This is a genomic window from Streptomyces sp. SDr-06 (assembly GCF_003324565.1).
Lineage (GTDB): Bacteria > Actinomycetota > Actinomycetes > Streptomycetales > Streptomycetaceae > Streptomyces.
Genome location: NZ_QOLA01000036.1, coordinates 1 through 21,768, shown reverse-complemented (window position 1 = coordinate 21,768; position 21,768 = coordinate 1). Strand labels below are relative to the sequence as shown.

Below are 21,768 nucleotides of genomic sequence, written 5' to 3'. Positions count from 1 at the left end.
GTCGCTTACCGGAATGAACCTACGGAGGACTTGTCACGGGCCTGTGCGGAGGAGCCGTCGGCCGACGCACGGAGAGCCATCGGTTGTGTAACAGCCGAGGTTTACCGCCGTTTTCCAGGGGTAACGCCGCTCTTTCGGACGTTACGGACACAGCCGGGCACCCCGCGAGGGGGCGCGGGTCAGGACTGCGGCAGCCGGTAGAAGCCGTCGTCGAGCGGCTCCACGAGACCGTCCGCGACCAGGCCGTCGAGCGCCCTGGCCCGCTGCACCGGCTCGCGCCACACCGCGTCCAGCGCCGACCGCGGTACGGCGCCGGTGGCCTCCCGCAGCACCGCGAGGAGCCTGCCGCGCACCTGGCGGTCGGTGCCCGCGTACGTCTGGCCCCGCCGCGGCGGGCCCTGGTGCGCGGGCTTTCCGGCCAGCCGCCACGCGCACTGCGCGGCGATCGGGCAGCTCAGACACGTCTCGTTCTTCGCCGTGCAGACCAGCGCCCCGAGCTCCATGGAGGCGGCCGCCCAGCGGGCCGCGGTGGCCTCGTCCTCGGGCAGCAGCGCCCGGGCCAGGCGCCGCTCGGCGGCGGTGGTGGCGGTCGGCGGGTACTGCACACCGGTGACGGCCCGCGCGAAGACCCGGCGGACGTTGGTGTCCAGGACCGCGTGGCGCTGCCCGTACGCGAACGAGGCGACCGCGGCCGCCGTGTACTCGCCGATGCCGGGCAGCGCGAGCAGCTGGCCGTGATCGGCGGGCACGTCGCCGCCGTGCCGTTCCGTTATGGCGAGCGCGGCGCCGTGCAGCCGCAGCGCCCGGCGCGGGTAGCCGAGCCGGCCCCAGGCGCGCACCGCCTCGCCGGGGGCCTCGGCGGCCAGGTCGGCCGGGCGCGGCCAGCGCGCCAGCCACTGCTCGTAGACCGGGAGCACCCGGCTGACCGGGGTCTGCTGGAGCATGAACTCGCTGACCATCACGCCCCAGGCGCCCGCCTCGGGGCGGCGCCAGGGCAGATCGCGGGCGTTCTCGCCGAACCATCCGATGACGGATTCGTGGAGAACGGCATTCTGGGCGGGCTGGGTGGTCGCGTTCATCTCGTCCATGGGCACGGTGGGCATCGTCGGCAGAGTGTTCATCGCAGAGCCGATCCTGGCATGTTCGGCCTCCGAGGGGGGCGCGCAGAGGCGCTCAGCGGCGTGCGTGCTGCCTGGCGTGCAGGCGTGCGCCGGGCCCGGCGAACCAGGCGACGGCCGAGATGTCGCTCGCCCGCATCGACTCCGACAGCGCCCGCACCGGGCGGGTGCCCGCCTTGACGACCAGGAGCGCGGCCACGGTGCCGAGCACCAGGCCGACCGCCACGTCGTGCGGGTAGTGCACCCCGACGAAGACCCGCGAGAAGGCCATCGCCAGCGCCATCGGCACGGTGAGCAGCCAGATCCGCGACCAGGCGAGCGCCAGCGCGACGGCCGCCGCGCCCGCGATGGTGGCGTGGTTCGACGGGAACGACCAGTCTCCGTTGGCCGGGCAGGCGATCAGCGAGGTCGCCGCGCCCGCCACCGCCCGGCAGGGCCGCTCCTCGTCGACCAGCGACTTGATCACCTCGCTGCACAGGTAGGCGACGGCCGTCGCGAGGGGTGCGAGCAGGGCGAGGGCGAACGACGTGGTGTCCCGGCGGCGGGCCCGCCACCAGGCGCAGACGAACAGCACGCCGAACAGGAGCAGGCCGAGCTCCGTCCAGACCTCGACGAAGCTCTGCACCCAGGACGGCATGTCGTGGGCGAAGTCGGTGATGTTGCGGTAGAGCTCACTATCCATGGTGACGGACAGTATGGATCATCCGCGGGGGGCGACCACGAGCGACCGGTGGGGGACGCGTGTGAGCGATGGGTGGGTGGCGACCCCGGGGGAGGGGGGCGCGCCGCCCCGGAGGGTGCGGCTCCGGGATGATGATCCGGAAAACTTGGGGACAGTGGCGGCGGGTGGGGCGGGAGTTGGCCCCGATCTCTCGTAAGGTTCGGTGCGTGGGATCTCTGCGCAATCCGGTCGGGCCGCTTCCCTCCTCCATCTACTGGCGACGGAGGGCAGTCGCGCTGTCCTTGATCGCGCTGCTCGCGCTCCTCGTCCTATGGATCGTCACCTCCGGGGGTGGCAGCGGGAACAAGAGCGGCAGCAACAACAAGGGCCCCACGCCCACCCAGTCGATCACCCCGGGCCCCTCCGGCTCGGGCCCGGCCGTCAGCACCGCGCCGGGCGGCCGCGACGAGACCGGTGGGTCGGGCGGGTCCGGAGGCTCGGGCGGCTCCGGTGGTTCGGGCGGCTCTGGCGGCGCTGGTGGCGCCAACTCGGGCTCCGGCGGTACGAGTACGGGCTCGGGCGGCTCCGGGGGCGCCAACTCCGGCTCGGACGGCGGGAGTTCGGGTGGCGGCGGCAGTGCGGGCAGCCGGGTCCCGGCCGGGTCCAGCCTGCCGACCTGTGCGCCGGGCTCGCTGACCCTGACCCTGCGCAGCACCAAGACGACGTACGCCGTGGGGGAGAAGCCCCGTATCGAAGTCGTCCTCAAGAACAACGCGGCGTCCACGTGCAAGGCGGACCTCGGGCCCAAGGGGGCGGTTGTGACGGTGACCTCCACCGGGAACGACCGGGTGTGGTCCACGGACGACTGTCCGGTGGGTGACGCGAGCGTGTTCTTCCAGGTGCCGGGGGGGTCGACGATCACGCACACCGTGGAGTGGGACCGGGGGAAGTCCGCGCCGGGGTGTGCGACTCCGGGGGCGGGGGGTGTGGGGCCCGGTACGTACCTCGTGGAGGCCCACTTCCCCGGGCTCCCCGTGGCCCGGGCGTCCTTCGCCCTGGCCCAGGACTAGCCCGCCCCGGGGCTCCGGCCCTTCCCTGAACCCGCCGGGGATCCGGTTCGCCGCGGACCGTGCCCGCTTCTCGCGCAGTTCCCCGCGCCCCTTGGCGGCATCGTGCTGGCCCGCATCGGCAACCTCAGCCCGTCATGGGGGTCCCCCCTGGCCCTTAAGGCCTTGGGGGAGATTGAGGACGAGCGCCGTTCGGGCGCGAATGGGGGGGGCTGGGGGCGGAGCCCCCGGGCGGGAGGCGAGGGCGGGGCTCCCCCTCGGTCGGCTATACGTAGCGCTCCAGAATGGACGACTCGGCCAGCCTCGACAGGCCCTCCCGGACGCTGCGGGCCCGTGCCTCGCCGACGCCGTCGACGGTCTGGAGGTCGTCCACCGAGGCGGCCAGGAGCTTCTGGAGGCCGCCGAAGTGCTCCACCAGGCGCTCGATGATCGCCCCCGGCAGCCGCGGCACCTTCGCCAGGAGGCGGTAGCCCCGCGGGGACACCGCGGAGTCCAGCGTCTCGGGGGAGCCGCTGTAGCCCAACGCCCTTGCCACTATGGGCAGTTCGAGCAGCTCCGCATGGGTGAGGTCATTGAGCTCGCGCAGCGCCTCGTCGACGGTGCGGGAGCGCTTGGCGGTGGGCTCGGGAACGTAGTCCCGGACCACCAGCTCACGCTCGGGCTCGACCCCCGCGATCAACTCGTCCAGCTGGAGCGAGAGCAGGCGTCCGTCCGTGCCCAACTCCACCACGTACTCGGCGATCTCGGTGGCGATGCGGCGCACCATCTCCAGGCGCTGGGCGACCGCCGTGACGTCCCGGACCGTCACCAGGTCCTCGATCTCCAGGGCGGAGAGGGTGCCTGCGACCTCGTCCAGGCGGAGCTTGTAGCGCTCCAGGGTCGCGAGCGCCTGGTTGGCGCGGGACAGGATCGCCGCCGACTCCTCCAGGACCCGGCGCTCGCCATTCACGTACAGCGCGATCAGGCGCATGGACTGGGAGACCGAGACGACCGGGAAGTTGCACTGCTTGGAGACGCGGTCCGCCGTGCGGTGGCGGGTGCCGGTCTCCTCGGTGGGGATGTCCGCGTCCGGCACCAGCTGCACACCGGCGCGGTGGATCTTGGTGATGTCCTTGTCGAGCACCAGCGCGCCGTCGAGCTTGCACAGCTCGCGCAGCCGCGTCGCGGCGAACTCGACGTCCAGGACGAAGCCGCCCGTGCACATCGAGTCGACGGTCTTGTCGAGGCCGAGCACGATCAACCCGCCCGTGTTGCCCCGCAGGATGCGCTCCAGGCCGTCGCGGAGCGCGGTGCCGGGCGCGACGGCGCTCAGGGCGGCGCGCATCAGCGCTTCGTTACCGGAGCCTGTGCCGGACTTTCCGGGTGCTGATGCCCGGTCGTTGGCTGCCACTGCACTCCTCCGGTGTTGCTCATACGGCGCGTACTGCCGGCGTACCGCTCGTACGGACGGGCGAGACCAGGGCAAAGTCTACCGGCGCGGCTACTCCTCCCGTGGGGCCTGTGCACGACGCCCACGCGGGAGCACTCGCAGCGCGTCCCCCATGTCGGCGACTTCCGTGACCTTCATACCGGCCGGGACCTTGCCCGGGTCGGTCGGGACGAGGGCGTGGGTGAAGCCCAGACGGTGGGCCTCGGCGAGCCTGCGCTGCACTCCGGTGACCCTTCTGACCTCGCCCGCCAGGCCCACCTCGCCGATCGCGACCAGGTTCTTGGGCAGCGGGGTGTCGCTCGCCGCCGAGGCCAGGGCGAGCGCGATCGCGAGGTCGGCGGCGGGCTCGGAGAGCTTCACCCCGCCCACGGTCGCGCTGTAGATGTCGCGCTTGCCGAGCGCGGTGATCCGGCCCCGCTGTTCGAGCACCGCGAGCATCATCGACACCCGGGAGGTCTCCAGGCCCGAGGTGGTGCGGCGCGGGGAGGGGATCTGCGAGTCGACCGTGAGCGCCTGGACCTCGGCGACCAGGGGGCGGCGGCCCTCCAGGGTGACGGTCAGACAGGTGCCGGGCACCGCCACGTCGCGCCGGGTGAGGAACAGGCCGCTGGGGTCGGCGAGTCCGGTGATGCCCTCGTCGTGCAGTTCGAAGCAGCCGACCTCGTCCGTCGCCCCGTACCGGTTCTTGACGCCCCGTACGAGGCGCAGGCGCGCGTGCCGGTCGCCCTCGAAGGAGAGCACCACGTCCACCAGGTGCTCCAAGAGGCGGGGGCCGGCGATCGCGCCGTCCTTGGTGACGTGACCGACCAGGAGCGTGGACATGCCGCGCTCCTTGGAGGCGCGGATCAGCGCGCCCGCGACCTCGCGGACCTGGGCCATGCCGCCGGGGGCGCCGTCGATCTCGGGGGAGGCGACGGTCTGGACGGAGTCGAGGACGAGCAGGGACGGCTTGACCGCGTCGAGGTGGCCGAGGACGGCGGACAGGTCGGTCTCGGCCGCCAGGTACAGATGGTCGTTGAGCGCCCGAATGCGGTCGGCGCGCAGCCGGACCTGGCTCGCCGACTCCTCGCCCGTGATGTAGAGCGTGCGGTGGTCGTCGCTCGCCGCCTTGGCCGCGACGTCCAGGAGCAGCGTGGACTTGCCGACGCCGGGCTCACCCGCGAGCAGCACCACCGCGCCCGGCACGAGCCCGCCGCCGAGCACGCGGTCCAGCTCGTCGACCCCGGTCGTGCGCGCCGTCGCCTGGCGGCCGTCCACCTGGCCGATGGGCAGCGCGGCCGTGGAGACCCGGCCCGCCGCCGTGGTGCGCACCGCGGGCGCGCCGTACTCCTCGACCGTCCCCCAGGCCTGGCACTCGGGGCAACGGCCGAGCCACTTGGCGGTCGTCCAGCCGCATTCGGTGCAGCGGTAGGACGGCCGGTCCTTCGCGGATTTCGTACGGGCAGCCATGGCGTCACCGTATAGGGGGCCACTGACAATCCCGCACGGACGGTTGAAGCGGCCCCGGCGAGGGCCCCGCCGCGACGCCCCGGGCCCGGACGCGCGGCTCCGGGCGCGAACCCCGGGCTTTCCGCGCCCCGCCGTTCGGGTGGATGCCGCCGCCTCCGCGTCGCCCCGACTGGTCGCGTCCGTTTGCACAGTGCGTAGCTGGTCTGCCATGGAATGCCATGGAATTCCCGATTCCTGTCCCCTTTTGAGGGATACGTTCACCCGTAAGGATTAAATGTGCTCAACCGGTACGAAGAAGCCCTCATGCTGCGCCTACGGTCGCACGCGTGACGAGCAGCAGACTGGATCAGCCAGCGCACAACACCGGCGCACACCGGGCGCAGCGCCGTGCGCCCCGGACGCTGGCCCAGCGCCCGCCCGCGCGTTACGAGGCGTACCTGGACGGCCTGTTCACGTACTGCCTGTCCGTCCTGTGCGACCACGACGAGGCGACCGCCGCCCTCGGCGACATACTCGCCGTCTCCGAGCGCCAGTACGCGCGCTGCCCCGCGGCCGAGCCCGAACGCAAGGCGTGGCTGTACGCCCTCGCCCGCTGGGCCTGTCTGCGCAAGCTGGCCGAGCGCAGACGCGCCCGGCCCGGCGCCCACACCGGCCGCCCCGCCGAGGAGGCCCCCGCGGTCGAGGTGTCCGAGGAGGAGCGGGAGCGGCGCCGGGGCGAACTCGCCCTGCTCGCCTGGCCCGAGGCCGCCGGCACCACCCCCGAGCAGCGCGAGGCCCTGGAGCTGGCGGTCCGCCACCAGCTCGGCGCCCGCGAGGTCGCCTCGGTGCTCGGCATGAACTACCCGGCCGCGCGCGAGCTGCTCGCCGCGGGCGCCTGCGAGGTCGAGCGGACCCGCGCCGCGCTCGCCGTCGTCGAGATGGGAGGCTGCCCCACGGTCGCCCAACTCACCGGCGACCACCAGGTGTTGCTCTCCGCCGCGCTGCGCCGCGAGCTGGTCCGGCACGTCGACGACTGCCCCCGCTGCCGCCGCGCCGCCGAGCGCACGGGCGCGGCCGGGCCCTGGCCCGGGTCGACCGTCACCCCGGCCGCCCTGCCGCTGGCCGAGGCGCCGCGGGCCGCCGCGCAGGCCGCCATGCTGCACGTGCCGCGGGCGCGCGGCGGCGCCCCGCGCTTCGACCGCACCGGATTCCCGATGGACCCCAAGGACCGGGCCGCCCGGCGCGACCGGCTGCGGGCCAGGGCGGTGACCACCACCGTCGTCGCGACCGTGGTCGCGGCCCCCGTCTTCGCGCTCTGGGCCGCCTACCGCGGCGCCCCCGCGACCGGCGAGCCGGAGGGCGGCGCGAAGGTCACAGCCAGCGAGGCCGACACCCCCGGCGGCCTCAACGGCCGTCCCTCCGACCGCTACGAGAACGCGGGCAACGCCCGCAGCGAGCCCGACAACCGCTTCACCGCGGGCAGCCGCGCCCCCGACGTGTCGGTGGAGGTCATCAGCCCCTCGACCGCCCCGGCGGGACCCGCCCAGCTGTCGGTCGCCGCGAGTTCGGCGGGCGACACGACCGTGCTCACGCTGACCTCGACCGGCGGCGCGCCCGTCGACTGGTCGCTGCGCAGCCACGCCCGCTGGCTCGCCTTCAGCCAGAGCGCGGGGCGGCTGGCACCGGGCCAGAGCGTCACCGTGTACATCCGGGTCGACCACACCCACGAGCCGCACCACGCCTGGGCGGTCCGGGTCGAGGTGGCGCCTTCGGGGGCCGCGGTACGCATCGCGGGCGACGGCACGCCCATCGCCACGCCGTCCTCGCCCGACCCCGGGAACCCGGGGCATCCCGGCCCACCGGGATCGAGCGCGCCGCCGACGCCGCCCACCCAGACCCCGGGCAGCCCGACCCCCACGCCGACCCCGCCGAGCCAGAGCCCCACCCCGACGGCGACGCCCACGCCCACCCAGACGCCGCCCTCACCGACCAAGAGCGGCTGACAACTCCCGTACGAGGTAAGGCGGTTACCGCTTCGGGTCGGCCGGGTGCGGGGCGACCAGGGGCAGCTGCGAGGCGAGCCGCGCCTCGCACAGCCCGACGAGCACGGCGTACGCCTCCTCGCCCATCAGCTCGGTCAGCTCGGGCCTGTACGTCACGAAGACGGGCTCGCCCGCGCCGTGGGCGGAGGTCGCCGAGGTGCACCACCAGTGCAGGTCGTGGCCGCCGGGGCCCCAGCCGCGGCGGTCGTACTCGCCGATCGAGATCTGCAGCACCTTGGTGTCGTCGGGCCGCTCGATCCAGTCGTACGTGCGGCGCACCGGCAGCTGCCAGCAGACGTCCGGCTTGGTCTCCAGCGGCTCCTTGCCCTCCTTGAGGGCGAGGATGTGCAGCGAGCAGCCGGCGCCGCCCGCGAAGCCCGGCCGGTTCTGGAAGATGCAGGAGCCGTTCCAGCGGCGGGTCTGGCGGTCGCCGTCCTCGTCGGTCTGGACCCAGCCCGACGAGGTGCCGACGTCGTGGAACTGCCACAGCTCCGGGGTGAGCCGCGCCACATGCCCGGCCACCCGCTTCTCGTCGTCCTTGTCGGAGAAGTGGGCGCCCAGGGTGCAGCAGCCGTCGTCGGCCCGGCCCGCCTCGATGCCCTGGCAGCCGCTGCCGAAGATGCAGGTCCACCGCGAGGTGAGCCAGGTCAGGTCGCAGCGGAAGACCTGCTCGTCGTCGGCCGGGTCGGGAAATTCGACCCAGGCGCGCGGGAAGTCGATCCCCTGCTCGTCCTGAGCCCTCTTCTGCTCACCCGGTGACTGGTTCTCGGGGTTCTTCGGGGCTTTGGCTTTGCCCGGCTTCGCCTTTTTCGTCTTTGGCACACCTCAAGCGTATGTCCGAGGCCCCGTCCGGACGCGCAGTAGCGTTCAGTCCATGAGACTCGGAGTCCTCGATGTGGGGTCGAACACGGTTCATCTGCTGGTGGTGGACGCGCACGCCGGCGCCGCGCCGCTGCCCGCGCACTCGCACAAGGCCGAGCTGCGGCTCGCCGAACTCCTCGACGAGGACGGTGCGATCGGGCCGGAAGGCGTCGACCGCCTCGTCGCCACGATCAGCGGCGCGCTCCTCTCGGCCGAGGACAAGGGTGTCCAGGAACTGCTCCCCTTCGCGACCTCCGCGGTGCGCGAGGCCAGCAACGTGGACGAGGTGATCGCCCGGGTCCGCGCCGAGACCGGGGCCGATCTGGCGGTGCTCTCCGGCGAGGAGGAGGCGCGCCTCACCTTTCTCGCGGCGCGCCGCTGGTACGGCTGGTCGGCCGGGAAACTGCTCCTGCTCGACATCGGCGGCGGCTCGCTCGAAGTCGCGTACGGCATCGACGAGGAGCCGGACGCGGCGGTCTCGCTGCCGCTCGGCGCCGGTCGGCTGACCGCGGGCTGGCTGCCGGGCGACCCGCCGGACCCGGCCGACGTGCGGGCCCTGCGCCGTCATGTGCGGGCCCAAATCGCGGGCACCGTGGGGGAGTTCACCCGCTCGGGGCAGCCCGACCACGTGGTCGCCACGTCGAAGACGTTCAAGCAGCTTGCGCGGATCGCGGGGGCCGCACGGTCGAGCGAGGGCGCCTACGTCCAGCGCACTCTGAGTCGTAAATCACTGGAGGAGTGGGTCCCCAAGCTCGCCGCCATGACGACCGAGCAGCGCACATCGCTGCCCGGAGTGTCCGTCGGGCGGGCGCCGCAGCTGCTCGCCGGGGCGCTGGTGGCCGAGGGCGCGATGGACCTGTTCGCGGTCGATGAGCTGGAGGTCTGCCCCTGGGCGCTGCGCGAGGGCGTGATCCTGCGCCACCTCGACCACCTGCCCGTGAGGTGACGCGGGGGTGAGCGGTTCCCGGCGAGTGTGACGTTCGTCGGGCTCACCGGACCGCCTCCCCCCTCGGCGGTGGCGGCCCGTACCCTGTCTCCGTGGCAGAACCAGTGGTGCGCATCCCGGATGCGAAGGTCGCCCTGTCCACGGCCTCGGTCTACCCGGAGTCGACGGCGACGGCCTTCGAGATCGCCGCGCGCCTGGGCTACGACGGCGTCGAGGTCATGGTCTGGACCGACCCCGTGAGCCAGGACATCGAAGCCCTGCGGCGGCTCTCCGACTATCACCAGGTGCCGATCCTGGCCGTCCACGCGCCGTGTCTGCTGATCACGCAGCGGGTCTGGTCCACCGATCCCTGGGTGAAGCTGCAGCGCGCGCGGGCGGCGGCGGAGAAGCTCGGCGCGTCCGCGGTGGTGGTCCACCCGCCCTTCCGCTGGCAGCGTCAGTACTCCCGCGACTTCGTCAACGGGATCTGGCGGATGGCCGACGAGACGGACGTCAGATTCGCCGTCGAGAACATGTACCCGTGGCGCTACCGCGACCGCGAGATGCTGGCGTACGCCCCCGACTGGGACGTCACGAAGGACGACTACCGCCACTTCACGGTGGACCTGTCGCACGCCGCGACCTCGCGCACGGACGCGATGGCCATGGTCGACCGGATGGGGGACCGGCTCGCCCATTTGCACCTCGCGGACGGGCGCGGCTCGGCGAAGGACGAGCATCTGGTGCCGGGCCGCGGCACCCAGCCCTGCGCGGAACTCCTGGAGCGCCTCGCCCTCACCGGCTTCGACGGCCACGTCGTCATCGAGGTCAACACCCGGCGGGCCATGTCCGCCGCCGAACGCGAGGCCGACCTCGCCGAGGCCCTCGCCTTCACCCGGCTGCACCTCGCGTCCGCGCCGGCCCGCCGCGCATGACGGACGCCGCACCGCGCCGGCGCGGCCGCCCCCCTCGGGCCGCCGCCGAAGCGGGGCCGGGCGCCCGCGAACGCATCCTGACCGCAGCCCGTACGGAGTTCTCCGACCGGGGCTACGACAAGACGTCCATGCGGGGCATCGCCAAGGCGGCGGGGGTGGACGCGGCGCTCGTCCACCACTACTTCGGCACGAAGGACGAGGTGTTCGCGGCGGCCATCGAGGTCCACTTCGAACCGGCGCTGACGTTGCCCGCGGTGCTCGGCGACGACCTGGACGGCGTGGGCGAGCGGCTCGCCCGCTACTTCCTCTCCATCTGGGAGAACCCGGCGACCCGCACGCCGCTGATCGCCGTGCTCCGCTCGGCCCTCACGCACGAGGCGGCGGCGAAGGTCCTGCGGGGGTTCGTCCTGCGGCGCCTGCTGGAGCGGGTGGCGGCCGACCTGTCGGTCCCCGACCCCCGCTTCCGTGCGGAGCTCGCGGCGTCGCACATGATGGGGATCGTGATCATGCGGTACGTATTGGAGGTGGAGCCGCTCGCCTCCGTACCCGCGGAGGAGATCGTGACCATGGTCGCCCCCACCCTCCAGCGCTACCTGACCGACCCCGGCTGAGGCCGCCCACGCCGGCCGACACCGCCAGGGGCGCGAGGAACGGCGCGAGAAGCGAGCACGGCCCGCGGCCGAAAGCGGCTTTTAGGGGCGCGGGGAACTGCGCGAGCAACGACGCATGGCCTGCGGCCGAAGGCGGGTTTCAGGGGCGCGGGGAACTGCGCGAGCAAGTGGTCACGGCCCGCGGCCGAAGGCGGGTTTGAGGGGCGCGGGGAACGGCGCGAGCAACGACGCACGGCCCGCGGACGAAGCCGGGTGAAGGGGCGCGGGGAACTGCGCAGACGGGCGGGGCCGTCGCACCCCAGCCCCCCGACGGGGGTCACATCGCGAACCCCGGGTCCCGCCATCCGGACACCCTGTCCAGATGGCGGAGCCGCGGCGTAGGCTCACACACAGGCATACCCCCACGCTAAGAGGAGCAGGGGGGACCCGACGAGGAGACGAGCGACGATGCCCGAGCTGAGGTCCCGCACAGTCACCCACGGCCGCAACATGGCGGGCGCCCGCGCCCTGATGCGGGCCTCCGGTGTAGCGAGCGAGGACATCGGCAAGCCGATCATCGCCGTGGCGAACAGCTTCACCGAGTTCGTTCCGGGCCACACCCACCTCGCCCCGGTCGGCCGCATCGTCAGCGAGGCGATCCTCGCGGCCGGCGCCGTGCCCCGCGAGTTCAACACGATCGCCGTGGACGACGGCATCGCGATGGGCCACGGCGGCATGCTCTACAGCCTCCCCTCCCGCGACCTCATCGCGGACAGCGTGGAGTACATGGTCGAGGCGCACTGCGCGGACGCCCTGATCTGCATCTCCAACTGCGACAAGATCACCCCCGGCATGCTGATGGCGGCGCTCCGCCTCAACATCCCCACCGTCTTCGTCTCCGGCGGCCCGATGGAGTCCGGCAAGGCGACCCTGGTCGACGGCACGGTCCGTACCCTCGACCTCGTCGACGCGATCTCGGACGCGGTCAACGACAAGATCTCCGACGCGGACATCCTCCGCATCGAGGAGAACGCCTGTCCGACCTGCGGCTCCTGCTCCGGCATGTTCACGGCCAACTCCATGAACTGCCTCACCGAGGCGATCGGCCTGAGCCTGCCCGGCAACGGATCGGTCCTGGCGACCCACACCGCCCGCCGCGCCCTGTACGAGAACGCGGCCCGCACGGTCGTCGACATCACCAAGCGGTACTACGAGGAGGACGACGCCTCCGTCCTGCCCCGCTCCATCGCGACCCGCGCCGCGTTCGAGAACGCCATGGCGCTCGACATCGCGATGGGCGGCTCCACCAACACGATCCTGCACCTGCTCGCCGCCGCCCAGGAGGCCGAGCTCGACTACGGCCTCAGCGACATGGACGCCATCAGCCGCCGCGTCCCCTGCCTGGCCAAGGTCGCCCCGAACGTCGCCAAGAACCGTACGTACTACATGGAGGACGTGCACCGCGCCGGTGGCATCCCGGCGATCCTCGGCGAGCTGTACCGCGCGGGCCTGCTCAACGAGGACGTGCACACCGTCCACTCCCGCTCGATCAAGGAGTGGCTGGACGCCTGGGACGTGCGCGGCGGCTCCCCGTCGGCCGAGGCGGTCGAGCTGTGGCACGCGGCCCCCGGCTGCGTCCGCTCGGCGACCGCCTTCTCGCAGTCCGAGCGCTGGGACACCCTCGACACCGACGCCGCCGAGGGCTGCATCCGCGACGCGGCGCACGCGTACAGCAAGGACGGCGGCCTCGCGGTCCTGCACGGCAACCTCGCCGAGGACGGCTGCGTCGTGAAGACGGCCGGCGTCGACGAGTCGATCTGGACCTTCGAGGGCCCGGCCGTGGTCTGCGAGTCGCAGGAAGAGGCCGTCGACAAGATCCTGCGCAAGGAGATCACGCACGGCGACGTCGTCGTGATCCGCTACGAGGGTCCCAAGGGCGGCCCCGGCATGCAGGAGATGCTGTACCCGACGTCCTTCCTCAAGGGCCGCGGCCTCGGCAAGACCTGCGCGCTGATCACCGACGGCCGCTTCTCCGGCGGCACCTCGGGCCTCTCCATCGGCCACGCCTCGCCCGAGGCGGCGTCCGGCGGCACGATCGCCCTGGTCGAGGACGGCGACCGCATCCGGATCGACATCCCCCACCGCACGATCGAACTCCTCGTCCCCGAGCCCGAGTTGGCGGCCCGGCGCGAGGCGCTGGGCGGGGTCTACGCCCCGAAGAACCGCGAGCGCAAGGTCTCGGCCGCGCTGCGCGCCTACGCGGCGATGGCCACCAGCGCCGACCGCGGCGCCGTCCGCGACGTCTCGAAGCTGGGCTGACGGGGAGCGTCCCGGAAGAGGTGGCGGCGGCCCGCCCTCAAGCGGCCGTACGCCACCCGCACGGCGCGGCGCGTCCTGTGCGGGCGCGCTGCACCGCCGTCGCCGACCGTCCTCGGCGGGCGCTGGGCCATCGCCGCCACCCGGCCCTCACCAACTGGCGATGTCCGCCGGGTCGACCGCGAAGACCGACCCGTCGGGCGAGGCGGCGTACACCCGTCCTCCGGCGGCGAGCGGTGCGGGAAGCGCGGGCGTGAAGGTGTAACGCCCTTTGTTCATGCGGGGGTTGGTCTGCCCGGTGAATACGCCCCTGCGCGCGTCGAAGGCGAGCAGTCGGCCGTCGGCTCCCGTCAGGTACACCTGGCCGTCCGAGGCGACGGGCCGCGAGGCGCGGGCCACCCCCGTGTCCAGGCGCCACTTCTCGCCGCCCTGTGCCGAGTCGACCGCGACCAGCGCCCCGCCCGCCCCGAAGAGGTAGACGCTGTCCCCGTCGATCCCGGCCTGCGCCTGGTCGAGCGGGGCGGTCAGGGTGGTCCGGCGGGCGGCGTGGGTGGCGGTGTCGAGCCGTACCACCGCCGAGGTGAACCCCGCGGCGTCGGTCGCGATCAGGAACACGGCCCCGGGCCCGGCCCCGACGGGCCGCAGCCGCCCGTCGGCGCGGGCCTGCCACCGCACGGTCCCGGTGGCCGGATCCACGGCGGACACGGAGGTCGAGGCGCCATCGGCGGAGGGAGTGGCGACGTAGACCGGCCCGGCGGCGCCGCTCGCCGACCCCGCCCCCTCCCCGCCGGACGGCGCGACGCCGGGCGGTACGACCCACTGCGACCGAGGCCCCCCGAGCGGCTTGCGCCAACTCTCCTTGCCGGTCGCGGAGTTGAGGGCCGCGACGCGCCCGTCCGCCGTGGTGAGCAGCACGGTGGCGCCCGCGGGATGCACCCCGGAGTACGCCGATACGTCGGCGGACCACACCGGCTTCCCGGTGTCCGCGTCGTACGCCCGCAGCGGCCCGCCCGGGGCCCGCACCAGGACCCGGCCGCCCGCCGTGACGGGGGCGAGATCGTCCGAGAGCAGTTCCCCGCTCGCCCCGGGCACCGACCACACGGCCTTCCCGCCGCCGGGGTCGAGCCGGGCCACGACGACCCCGGGCGCGGAGCAGTACAGCGCGCCGCCCGGGTCGCCGAGTGAGCAGAACGCCGTACGGTTTCCCTCGCCCTTGGCCGCCAACTGGACGTTCCAGGGCCTGAAGCGGGGCGCCTGATGGTGTTCGGGGGCGGTGGCCACGGTCCCGGTGCCGTCGGGCAGCGCCTGGACGGCGGCCACCCCCGCGCCGGCCACGCCCGCCAGCGCGAGCGCCGCGACGACCCAGCGGGCCCGGCGCCACGCGGGCCGGCCGACGGAGGCGTCACGAGAGGTGCCCTCGCCGGAGGGCGCGCTCTCGTCGGGGGCGGGAGGGACGGGGTTGCGGAACCGCTGGGTGGGGGTGTGCGCCTCGGACCCGTACGCGGCCGAGCGCAGCGCGGACATCAGCTCGTCCGGGGTGGGCCGGTCCCCGGGGTCCTTGGCGAGGCAGCGGCTCAGCACCGGCACCAGATCCTCGGGAATCCCGGTCAGGTCCGGCTCGTTGTGCACCACCTGGTAGGCGACGACATAGGGCGAGTTCGAGTCGAAGGGCCCGCTGCCCGTCGCCGCGTGCACGAGCACCGCGCCCATCGCGAACACGTCCGCGGCGGGACCGACCTCGCGGGGCCGCTGGAACTGCTCGGGCGCCATGAAGGGCGGCGTACCGATCAGCTTCCCCGTCTCGGTCCGCAGATCGCTGTCGTAGGGACGCGAGATCCCGAAGTCGATGACCTTGGGCCCGTCGGCGGCGAGCAGCACATTGCTCGGCTTGAGGTCGCGGTGCACCACCCCGGCCCGGTGGATGTCGCGCAGCGCCTCGGCGAGCCCGGCGCCGAGCCGGTGCAGCTCGGCGGCGGCCAACGGCCCGTCCCGCTTGACCCGTTCGGCGAGGGTGGGCCCGGGGATGTGCACGGTGGCCATCCACGGCCGGTCGGCGTCCGGGTCGGCGTCGACGACGGAGGCGGTGAAGGCGCCGCTGACCCGGCGGGCCGCCGAGACCTCCTGCCGGAACCGCGCCCGGAACTCCGGGTCGGCGGCGTGCTGGGCGTGCACGACCTTCACGGCGAGCCGCATGCCGGAGGGGGACGTGGCCAGGTGCACCACACCCATTCCGCCCGAGCCCAGCACGGATTCGAGCCGGTACGCCCCGACGGATTCCGGATCCTCGGCGCCCTCCGCCCCGAATCCGATACTGCGCGGCGACGCCATGGCCCACCCCCGTGTGTCCGTTGTACGCGCGCGTCCGACGGAGCCTAGTCGATGGCACCTGCGGGCCCGATGGGGCTTGCTAGCCTGCGTGTTGCACGCAGAGTGAAGCCGACGGGGGAGATCGCCATGACAGCAGCGTCCGCAGAGTCCGTGTCCGCGGGGACCCAGCGCTACCCGGTGGCACCCGGCTGTGAACTGAACGTCCGCAGCGGCCCCGGCACGGGCTACTCGATCGTCGACGTCCTGCCCGTGGGCGCCACGGTCCCGGTGAACTGCCAGACCCCGGGCACCCGCGTCTCGGGCCCCTACGGCACCTCGAACATCTGGGACAACATAGGCAACGGCCGCTTCGTGTCCGACGCGTATGTGAAGACGGGCAGCGACGGCTACGTGGCGCCGCGCTGCGGGTAGCCGTACAACGGGTTCCGAGCTGAGGTGGGGCACTCCATGGGCGCAGCGCGTACACCGCCCGAGAGGTGGGTCGAGCAGGGCCTGCGGGCGCTGGCCGAGGGCGGGGTGGACGCCGTGCGCGTCGAGGCCCTGGCCAAGGCGCTCGGCGTGACCAAGGGCGGGTTCTACGGCTACTTCGCCGACCGCGACGCCCTGCTTGAGCGGATGCTGGACACCTGGGAACGCGAGAGCGTGGACGACGTGCTCGACCGCGTCGAGCGCGAGGGCGGCGACGAGCGGGCGAAGATCCGCCGTGCGGGCCAACTCACCCTCTCCGGGCGCCTGTTGCCCATCGATCTCGCGATCCGCGACTGGGCGCGCCGCGACGCCTCGGTCGCGGCCCGCCTGCGCCGCGTCGACAACCGGCGCATGGAGCTGCTCCGCGAGATGATCGGCTCCTTCTGCCCCGACCCGGACGAGGTCGAGGCCCGCGCCCTGCTCGCCTTCTGCGCGGCCATCGGCCACCACTTCCTGGCCGCCGACCACGGCGGCCGCCCCCGCAGCGAGGTCCTGGCCCGCGCCGGCGACCTCCTGCTCGACATCCCCCACGCCGAGCCCGGCGGCTGACCCGGCCCGGCGCCGCCGGGGATAATCGAGTCCATGAGCGAGAACAAGGGCGAAGGCGCGGGCAACGGCAACGGCGACGCCAAGGCGTCCGCCCCCGGCCCCCGGCCCGAGCCCATCCGTTTCTTCGGCACCACCTGGGTGGACCACGACCACGGGTACGGGCTGCGCCGGGCCGGTGCGGCGATCGGCTCGCTGGCCGCGGCGGTCGCGGGTTGCCTCGTCCTGCGCTTCGCGTACGAGGGCCTCCAGCTCTCGAACACCGGCACCTTCGTGAACGTGCTGGTCGTGGTGATGTTCGCGATCTGCAGCGCGCTGGCCTTCCGCAAGACCTGGGACGGCTTCTCGGCCCGCCCGGCCGACCCCGACGCGGACCGCTCGCTCCAGGGCCTCAAGGCCATCGGCTTCATCGGCTCGCTGCTCGCGTACTTCTTCCGTACGTTCACGGAGGCCCCCGGCGAGGGCCTGCACCGCAAGGAGTACGAGGCCGCCCGCGCCCAGTACGAACGCCGCCGCGGCACCCGCACGGGAAACCCCGCGGCGAAGAAGAGGCCGAAGCAAAAGTAGGCCGAGGCGCGCGGATCGGGGCGGCGGGCCGGGCGCGGGGCCTCCGGGAAATCACCCCGGGCCCGCCCGCGTCCGGGCAGACTCGCCCCATGGCACTCGACCTCTCCGCCCGGGCCCGGTCCTTCAACGCCGCCGCCGCTCAGTACGCGGCGAACCGCCCCTCGTACCCGCCGCTCCTCCTCGACACGGTCGAGGAACTCGCCGGACGCCCGTTGAAGGACGCCCGGGTCGTGGACGTCGGGGCGGGCACCGGCATAGCGAGCAAGCTCCTGCACGCGCGCGGCGCGCGGGTCATCGCGGTCGAACCCGGCGACGGCATGGCCGAGGAGTTCCGCAGGACCAACCCCGCGATCCCGCTGGTGCGCGGCGACGGCAACCACCTCCCGCTGGCCACCGCGTCCGCGGACTTCATCACCTACGCCCAGGCCTGGCACTGGACCGACCGGGCGAGGTCGGGACCGGAGGCCCGCCGGGTCCTGTGCCCCGGCGGCGCGCTCGCCCTGTGGTGGAGCTTCTCGGACCGCTCGGTCGCCTGGGTGGCCGCCCAGGACGCGCGGCTGTGGGAGTTCTTCCAGCCCGGGGTCCGGGCGGGCGACGGCGCGGACGCTCTGCGGGGCGGCCACCCCCGGGCCGACGTCCCGGGCCTGGAGTTCACCGACCACCGCATCCCGCACCGCCGCACCGTTCCCCTCGCCATGCACCTGGCGAACCTCGCGAGCCACTCCGCCTTCCTGGTCCTGGGCGAGGAGAGGACGAGGGAGTTCCTGGCGAGGGAGCACGACGTACTGAGCGAACTGTTCCCGGACGGCCGGGTGGAGGAGCGCTACGTGGTCCACCTCCAGCTGGCGATCAACGAACGCGGAACGGCCGAGGTCGCGGCCACCTGAATCGCCCCCTCCACCCGGGCGCCCCAGCGCCGCCCACCAGCCGGACGGGCCAGGGGGGATGACCCTGACGGCCCCCGATCCTTGACGCCCGAACCCCGTCGGGAGCACTATTCATCACATGGTGAATTACGAGGGGAACCCTCCGGGCGCCCCCACCTCCCCAGGGCCCGACGCCCGCACCCCCGCCGTGGCGGCCCGGGACCTCACCGTCGTGCGGGGCGGCCGCCGGGTCCTGAAGGGCCTGGACTTCACCGTCCCGCGCGGCCGCATCACCGGCCTCCTCGGCCCCTCCGGCTGCGGAAAGTCGACCCTGATGCGCGCGATCGTGGGGACGCAGGCGGAGGTCACCGGCACGCTCGACGTCCTGGGCGCCCCCGCGGGCGCCCCGGCCCTGCGCGAACACATCGGTTACGTCACCCAATCCCCGTCGGTCTACCAGGACTTGACGGTGCGTCAGAACCTGGACTACTTCGCGGCCGTACTGCACCCCGGCCGCGCCCACCGCGCGGCCCGCGCCGAAGCCGTCGCCCGGGCCATCGGCGACGTCGACCTCACCCGCCACGCCGACGACCTGGCGGGCCGGCTCTCCGGCGGCCAGCTCAGCCGCGTCTCGCTCGCGGTCGCCCTGCTCGGCACCCCGGAGTTGCTCGTCCTGGACGAGCCGACCGTGGGCCTCGACCCCGTGCTCCGCCGCGACCTGTGGAACCTCTTCCACACCATCGCCGCCACCCGGGGAACCACCCTCCTGGTCTCCTCGCACGTCATGGACGAGGCCGAGCGCTGCCACCGCCTGCTCCTCCTGCGCGACGGCGAGCTCCTGGCCGAGGACACCCCGGACGCCCTGCGCGCCCGTACCGGCGCCGAAACCGTCGAGGAGGCCTTCCTGCACCTGGTCGACGAGGCCGCGGCCCGCACCGAGCCGTCCCGATGACGCCCGCACCCCGCATCCCCGTGCCAGCCCCCCACCCCGAGGCCCGCTCATGAACGCGTCCCGCACCCTCGCGACCGCCGCCCGCGTCCTGCGCCAGCTGCGCCACGACCCGCGCACCATCGCGCTGCTCCTGATCATCCCGTCCCTGATGATCATCCTGCTCCGGTACGTGTTCGACGGCAGCCCCACCGTCTTCAACAGCATCGGCGCCTCGCTGCTCGGCATCTTCCCGCTGATCACGATGTTCCTGGTCTCCTCCATCGCCACCCTGCGCGAACGCACCTCGGGCACGCTGGAACGCCTCCTCGCCATGCCGCTCGGCAAGGGCGATCTGATCGGGGGCTACGCGCTGGCCTTCGGCGCCCTGGCCGTGCTCCAGTCGCTCATCGCGACGGGCATCTCCGTCTGGCTGCTCGACCTCCGCGTGGTCGGCTCCCCGTGGCTGCTCCTCCTGGTGGCCCTGCTCGACGCGCTGCTCGGCACCGCCCTCGGCCTGTTCGTCTCGGCCTTCGCCGCGTCGGAGTTCCAGGCCGTCCAGTTCATGCCGGCGGTGATCTTCCCCCAGCTCCTGCTGTGCGGCCTGTTCACCCCGCGCGACACGATGCAGCCGGTCCTGCGCTGGATCTCGGACGTCCTGCCCATGTCGTACGCCGTCGACGCCATGACCCAGGTCCTCCACCACCCGCAGGCGACCGCCGCGTTCGCACGGGACACCGCCGTCGTGGCGGCGGTCGCGGTCCTGGTCCTCGCCCTGGGCGCAGCCACCCTGCCCCGCCGAACCCCCTAGCGGACCGCCCGTACCGCCCTTCGGACACCCCGTTCGGCCACCCGCCCCCGATGCGAGGATGACGGCACGAACGCCGCACCACCTGGAGGGTGACCGCATGACCCAGACCGTCGCAGTCCTCGGCACCGGCAAGATCGGCGAGGCCCTCCTCAGCGGAATGATCCGGGCCGGCTGGCACCCGGCCAACCTCCTCGTCACCGCCCGCCGCCCGGAGCGCGCCGCGGAACTGCACGCCCGCTACGGCGTGGACGCGGTCACCAACGCCGAGGCCGCCAAGCGCGCGGACACCCTGATCCTCGCGGTGAAGCCCCAGGACATGGGCAGGCTCCTGGACGAGCTGGCCCCGCACCTCACGAGCGACCGCCTCGTGGTCAGCGCCGCGGCGGGCATCCCCAGCGCCTTCATCGAGGGCCGCCTCACCGCGGGCACCCCGGTCGTCCGCGTCATGCCGAACACGCCCGTCCTGGTCGACGAGGGCATGTCGGTGATCAGCGCCGGCAGCCACGCGACCCCGGCCCACCTCGCCCATACGGAGGAAATCTTCGGGGGAGTGGGCAAGACCCTGCGCGTACCGGAATCCCAGCAGGACGCGGCGACGGCCCTGTCCGGTTCGGGCCCGGCGTACTTCTACTACCTGGTCGAGGCGATGACCGACGCCGGAATCCTGCTCGGCCTGCCCCGCGCCCAGGCGTACGACTTGATCGTGCAGTCCGCGATCGGAGCCGCCGTGATGCTCCGCGACAGCGGCGAGCATCCGGTGAAGCTGCGCGAGGCGGTGATGTCCCCGGCGGGCACGACCATCAGCGCGATCCGCGAGCTGGAGAACCACGGCGTACGAGCCGCCCTGATCGCAGCGCTGGAAGCCGCCCGAGACCGCAGCCGCGAGCTGGCGTCCGGCAACGGCTGACCGGCTGGTCCCCGGTACGCGGCCGTCGCGTCACGGCGGCGGCCACACCCCCACCGACCAGCGCCAGCGCCCCTCCGCCGACCAGACTCAACACCCCGGTCGGCGTGTGGGGGATGGCCGTACGCGCGGCCTGGAACACGCTCTCGCCGGACGACCGGCCGCCGTCACCGGCCGGAGCCCGGCCGGACCCGGCGGGGACGGCCGCGATTGAGGCACGCGGCCGGACCTCTCGCACGGCCCGCAGGTCCGCCGCGAGCCGGCACCCCTCCCGCAGCTTGTGCTCAAGCCGGGCCACCTCGCCGGACGCGTCCTCGCCCAGGCGCGCACGCATCCGCTCGATCTCGGCGCGGGTCCCCTCGTTCACGGCGTCGACGACCCGCAGCCGAATCCGGGCGACGCGCTCGTCGCCGTCCGCCGCCCGGGCGGTACCGGGCGCCACGGCCAGGCCGAGCAGGAGGAGGGTCGTGGCGGCGACGGCAATCCGAAGAAGAGACCTCATGCCGCCAAGCTAGGGCGCGGCCCGCCCCGCCAGATCGGCCGTCCCGCCAGGCCTGTCTCGGCCGAAAGCACGAGGTCCGGGGCGTGCGGGGCCCTCCGGCGGCAGCCTGGTCGAGGGTTGACACGGCCATCGTGGATACGTAGTGTTCTCCGAGTTGTCCGACGTGAGCGCCGACTCCGGTCGGTCCCCGGACAGCCATTCCGCATCAACCACTTCTTATGAACGACACCTCGTCGTCTCGTTTTTCGTGCGCTTTTGCGAAATGAGGAATCCGCGTTCGAGAACGCGCCCCGATTGGCGTCGGGGGCCAGGATTCCGCTAATATCTCACCCGTCGGAACGGCCCAACGGCCGGGAAGACAAGCCGACTTGGCCCCGGGAGACCGGGAATCGGGCCCGAAAGGATCTGATAGAGTCGGAACCGCCGGAAAGGGAAACCCGCAAGGGAGAACCGGAAAGGCGCCGAGGAAATCGGAC

The 21,768-nt window shown here is 73.4% G+C and carries 19 protein-coding genes; 13 read left to right on the top strand and 6 right to left on the bottom strand.

Annotation, left to right across the window (positions count from 1 at the left end):
• Window positions 1-179: 179 nt before the first annotated feature.
• Complete coding sequence (locus DT019_RS36895; protein ID WP_114041370.1) at window positions 180-1,121, bottom strand: A/G-specific adenine glycosylase; 942 nt, start codon at window positions 1,119-1,121, stop codon at window positions 180-182.
• 52 nt (window positions 1,122-1,173) lie between these two features.
• The gene (locus DT019_RS36890) at window positions 1,174-1,800 is read right to left on the bottom strand and encodes a phosphatase PAP2 family protein (RefSeq protein ID WP_189390282.1); all 627 of its coding nucleotides are present in this window, start codon (window positions 1,798-1,800) and stop codon (window positions 1,174-1,176) included.
• Between the two features lie 206 nt (window positions 1,801-2,006).
• Here DT019_RS36890 and DT019_RS36885 point away from each other — a divergent pair, with 206 nt between their 5' ends.
• Window positions 2,007-2,849, top strand: coding sequence for a hypothetical protein (locus tag DT019_RS36885; RefSeq protein WP_114041368.1), 843 nt, complete (start codon window positions 2,007-2,009; stop codon window positions 2,847-2,849).
• 262 nt (window positions 2,850-3,111) lie between these two features.
• On the opposite strand, the gene disA is transcribed toward DT019_RS36885, so the two are convergent.
• Both disA and radA read right to left on the bottom strand, forming a co-directional pair.
• Window positions 3,112-4,236, bottom strand: a complete 1,125-nt coding sequence (disA, locus tag DT019_RS36880; protein WP_114041367.1) for a DNA integrity scanning diadenylate cyclase DisA — start codon at window positions 4,234-4,236, stop codon at window positions 3,112-3,114.
• A 90-nt stretch (window positions 4,237-4,326) separates the two neighbouring features.
• Entirely contained in the window at window positions 4,327-5,724 is a 1,398-nt protein-coding gene (gene radA / locus DT019_RS36875) for a DNA repair protein RadA (RefSeq protein ID WP_114041366.1), read from the bottom strand.
• A 326-nt stretch (window positions 5,725-6,050) separates the two neighbouring features.
• On the opposite strand from radA, the gene DT019_RS36870 reads away from it, so the two are divergent.
• On the top strand, window positions 6,051-7,706 hold the full coding sequence (locus DT019_RS36870) for a BACON domain-containing protein (RefSeq protein WP_114041365.1): 1,656 nt from the start codon (window positions 6,051-6,053) through the stop codon (window positions 7,704-7,706).
• Between the two features lie 24 nt (window positions 7,707-7,730).
• On the opposite strand, the gene DT019_RS36865 is transcribed toward DT019_RS36870, so the two are convergent.
• Complete coding sequence (locus tag DT019_RS36865) at window positions 7,731-8,567, bottom strand: hypothetical protein (RefSeq protein WP_114041364.1); 837 nt, start codon at window positions 8,565-8,567, stop codon at window positions 7,731-7,733.
• A gap of 52 nt (window positions 8,568-8,619) precedes the next feature.
• On the opposite strand from DT019_RS36865, the gene DT019_RS36860 reads away from it, so the two are divergent.
• From DT019_RS36860 to ilvD, 4 genes are all read left to right on the top strand, one after another.
• Window positions 8,620-9,552: a Ppx/GppA phosphatase family protein gene (locus DT019_RS36860; protein ID WP_114041363.1), complete on the top strand. Its 933-nt coding sequence runs from the start codon at window positions 8,620-8,622 to the stop codon at window positions 9,550-9,552.
• Between the two features lie 92 nt (window positions 9,553-9,644).
• The gene (locus tag DT019_RS36855) at window positions 9,645-10,466 is read left to right on the top strand and encodes a sugar phosphate isomerase/epimerase family protein (protein ID WP_114041362.1); all 822 of its coding nucleotides are present in this window, start codon (window positions 9,645-9,647) and stop codon (window positions 10,464-10,466) included.
• Window positions 10,463-11,077 (top strand): TetR family transcriptional regulator, encoded by a 615-nt coding sequence (locus DT019_RS36850; protein ID WP_114041361.1) that lies wholly within the window; start codon window positions 10,463-10,465, stop codon window positions 11,075-11,077. Before DT019_RS36855 ends, DT019_RS36850 begins: the two co-directional genes overlap by 4 nt.
• A 447-nt stretch (window positions 11,078-11,524) precedes the next feature.
• Window positions 11,525-13,375 (top strand): dihydroxy-acid dehydratase, encoded by a 1,851-nt coding sequence (ilvD, locus tag DT019_RS36845; RefSeq protein ID WP_114041360.1) that lies wholly within the window; start codon window positions 11,525-11,527, stop codon window positions 13,373-13,375.
• A 147-nt stretch (window positions 13,376-13,522) separates the two neighbouring features.
• Here the strand turns inward: ilvD and DT019_RS36840 are convergent, their stop codons facing one another.
• Window positions 13,523-15,700 carry a serine/threonine-protein kinase gene (locus DT019_RS36840; protein WP_114041359.1) on the bottom strand — a complete coding sequence of 726 codons (2,178 nt, stop codon included), beginning with the start codon at window positions 15,698-15,700 and terminating at the stop codon, window positions 13,523-13,525.
• Between the two features lie 126 nt (window positions 15,701-15,826).
• Here DT019_RS36840 and DT019_RS36835 point away from each other — a divergent pair, with 126 nt between their 5' ends.
• The 7 genes from DT019_RS36835 (at window position 15,827) to proC (ending at window position 20,793) form a co-directional block, all read left to right on the top strand.
• The gene (locus DT019_RS36835; protein WP_114041358.1) at window positions 15,827-16,111 is read left to right on the top strand and encodes an SH3 domain-containing protein; all 285 of its coding nucleotides are present in this window, start codon (window positions 15,827-15,829) and stop codon (window positions 16,109-16,111) included.
• 36 nt (window positions 16,112-16,147) lie between these two features.
• Window positions 16,148-16,717 carry a TetR/AcrR family transcriptional regulator gene (locus DT019_RS36830; RefSeq protein WP_189390280.1) on the top strand — a complete coding sequence of 190 codons (570 nt, stop codon included), beginning with the start codon at window positions 16,148-16,150 and terminating at the stop codon, window positions 16,715-16,717.
• 33 nt (window positions 16,718-16,750) lie between these two features.
• Complete coding sequence (locus DT019_RS36825) at window positions 16,751-17,281, top strand: hypothetical protein (protein ID WP_114041356.1); 531 nt, start codon at window positions 16,751-16,753, stop codon at window positions 17,279-17,281.
• Window positions 17,282-17,370: 89 nt separating this feature from the next.
• Window positions 17,371-18,168 (top strand): class I SAM-dependent methyltransferase, encoded by a 798-nt coding sequence (locus tag DT019_RS36820; RefSeq protein ID WP_114041355.1) that lies wholly within the window; start codon window positions 17,371-17,373, stop codon window positions 18,166-18,168.
• 118 nt (window positions 18,169-18,286) lie between these two features.
• Entirely contained in the window at window positions 18,287-19,099 is an 813-nt protein-coding gene (locus DT019_RS36815; RefSeq protein WP_114041354.1) for an ABC transporter ATP-binding protein, read from the top strand.
• A 49-nt stretch (window positions 19,100-19,148) separates the two neighbouring features.
• Window positions 19,149-19,886, top strand: coding sequence for an ABC transporter permease (locus DT019_RS36810; protein WP_114041353.1), 738 nt, complete (start codon window positions 19,149-19,151; stop codon window positions 19,884-19,886).
• Window positions 19,887-19,983: 97 nt separating this feature from the next.
• On the top strand, window positions 19,984-20,793 hold the full coding sequence (gene proC, locus DT019_RS36805) for a pyrroline-5-carboxylate reductase (protein ID WP_114041352.1): 810 nt from the start codon (window positions 19,984-19,986) through the stop codon (window positions 20,791-20,793).
• Window positions 20,794-21,768 lie beyond the last annotated feature (975 nt).

What these genes read in the sequence shown, in the direction of transcription:
- DT019_RS36895 (WP_114041370.1), bottom strand. Translation starts at nt 1,121, where the DNA reads ATGAACACTCTGCCGACGATGCCCACCGTGCCCATGGACGAGATGAAC.
- DT019_RS36890 (WP_189390282.1), bottom strand. Translation starts at nt 1,800, where the DNA reads ATGGATAGTGAGCTCTACCGCAACATCACCGACTTCGCCCACGACATG.
- radA (WP_114041366.1), bottom strand. Translation starts at nt 5,724, where the DNA reads ATGGCTGCCCGTACGAAATCCGCGAAGGACCGGCCGTCCTACCGCTGC.
- DT019_RS36860 (WP_114041363.1), top strand. Translation starts at nt 8,620, where the DNA reads ATGAGACTCGGAGTCCTCGATGTGGGGTCGAACACGGTTCATCTGCTG.
- DT019_RS36850 (WP_114041361.1), top strand. Translation starts at nt 10,463, where the DNA reads ATGACGGACGCCGCACCGCGCCGGCGCGGCCGCCCCCCTCGGGCCGCC.
- ilvD (WP_114041360.1), top strand. Translation starts at nt 11,525, where the DNA reads ATGCCCGAGCTGAGGTCCCGCACAGTCACCCACGGCCGCAACATGGCG.
- DT019_RS36840 (WP_114041359.1), bottom strand. Translation starts at nt 15,700, where the DNA reads ATGGCGTCGCCGCGCAGTATCGGATTCGGGGCGGAGGGCGCCGAGGAT.
- DT019_RS36835 (WP_114041358.1), top strand. Translation starts at nt 15,827, where the DNA reads ATGACAGCAGCGTCCGCAGAGTCCGTGTCCGCGGGGACCCAGCGCTAC.
- DT019_RS36830 (WP_189390280.1), top strand. Translation starts at nt 16,148, where the DNA reads ATGGGCGCAGCGCGTACACCGCCCGAGAGGTGGGTCGAGCAGGGCCTG.
- DT019_RS36825 (WP_114041356.1), top strand. Translation starts at nt 16,751, where the DNA reads ATGAGCGAGAACAAGGGCGAAGGCGCGGGCAACGGCAACGGCGACGCC.
- DT019_RS36820 (WP_114041355.1), top strand. Translation starts at nt 17,371, where the DNA reads ATGGCACTCGACCTCTCCGCCCGGGCCCGGTCCTTCAACGCCGCCGCC.
- DT019_RS36815 (WP_114041354.1), top strand. Translation starts at nt 18,287, where the DNA reads ATGGTGAATTACGAGGGGAACCCTCCGGGCGCCCCCACCTCCCCAGGG.
- DT019_RS36810 (WP_114041353.1), top strand. Translation starts at nt 19,149, where the DNA reads ATGAACGCGTCCCGCACCCTCGCGACCGCCGCCCGCGTCCTGCGCCAG.
- proC (WP_114041352.1), top strand. Translation starts at nt 19,984, where the DNA reads ATGACCCAGACCGTCGCAGTCCTCGGCACCGGCAAGATCGGCGAGGCC.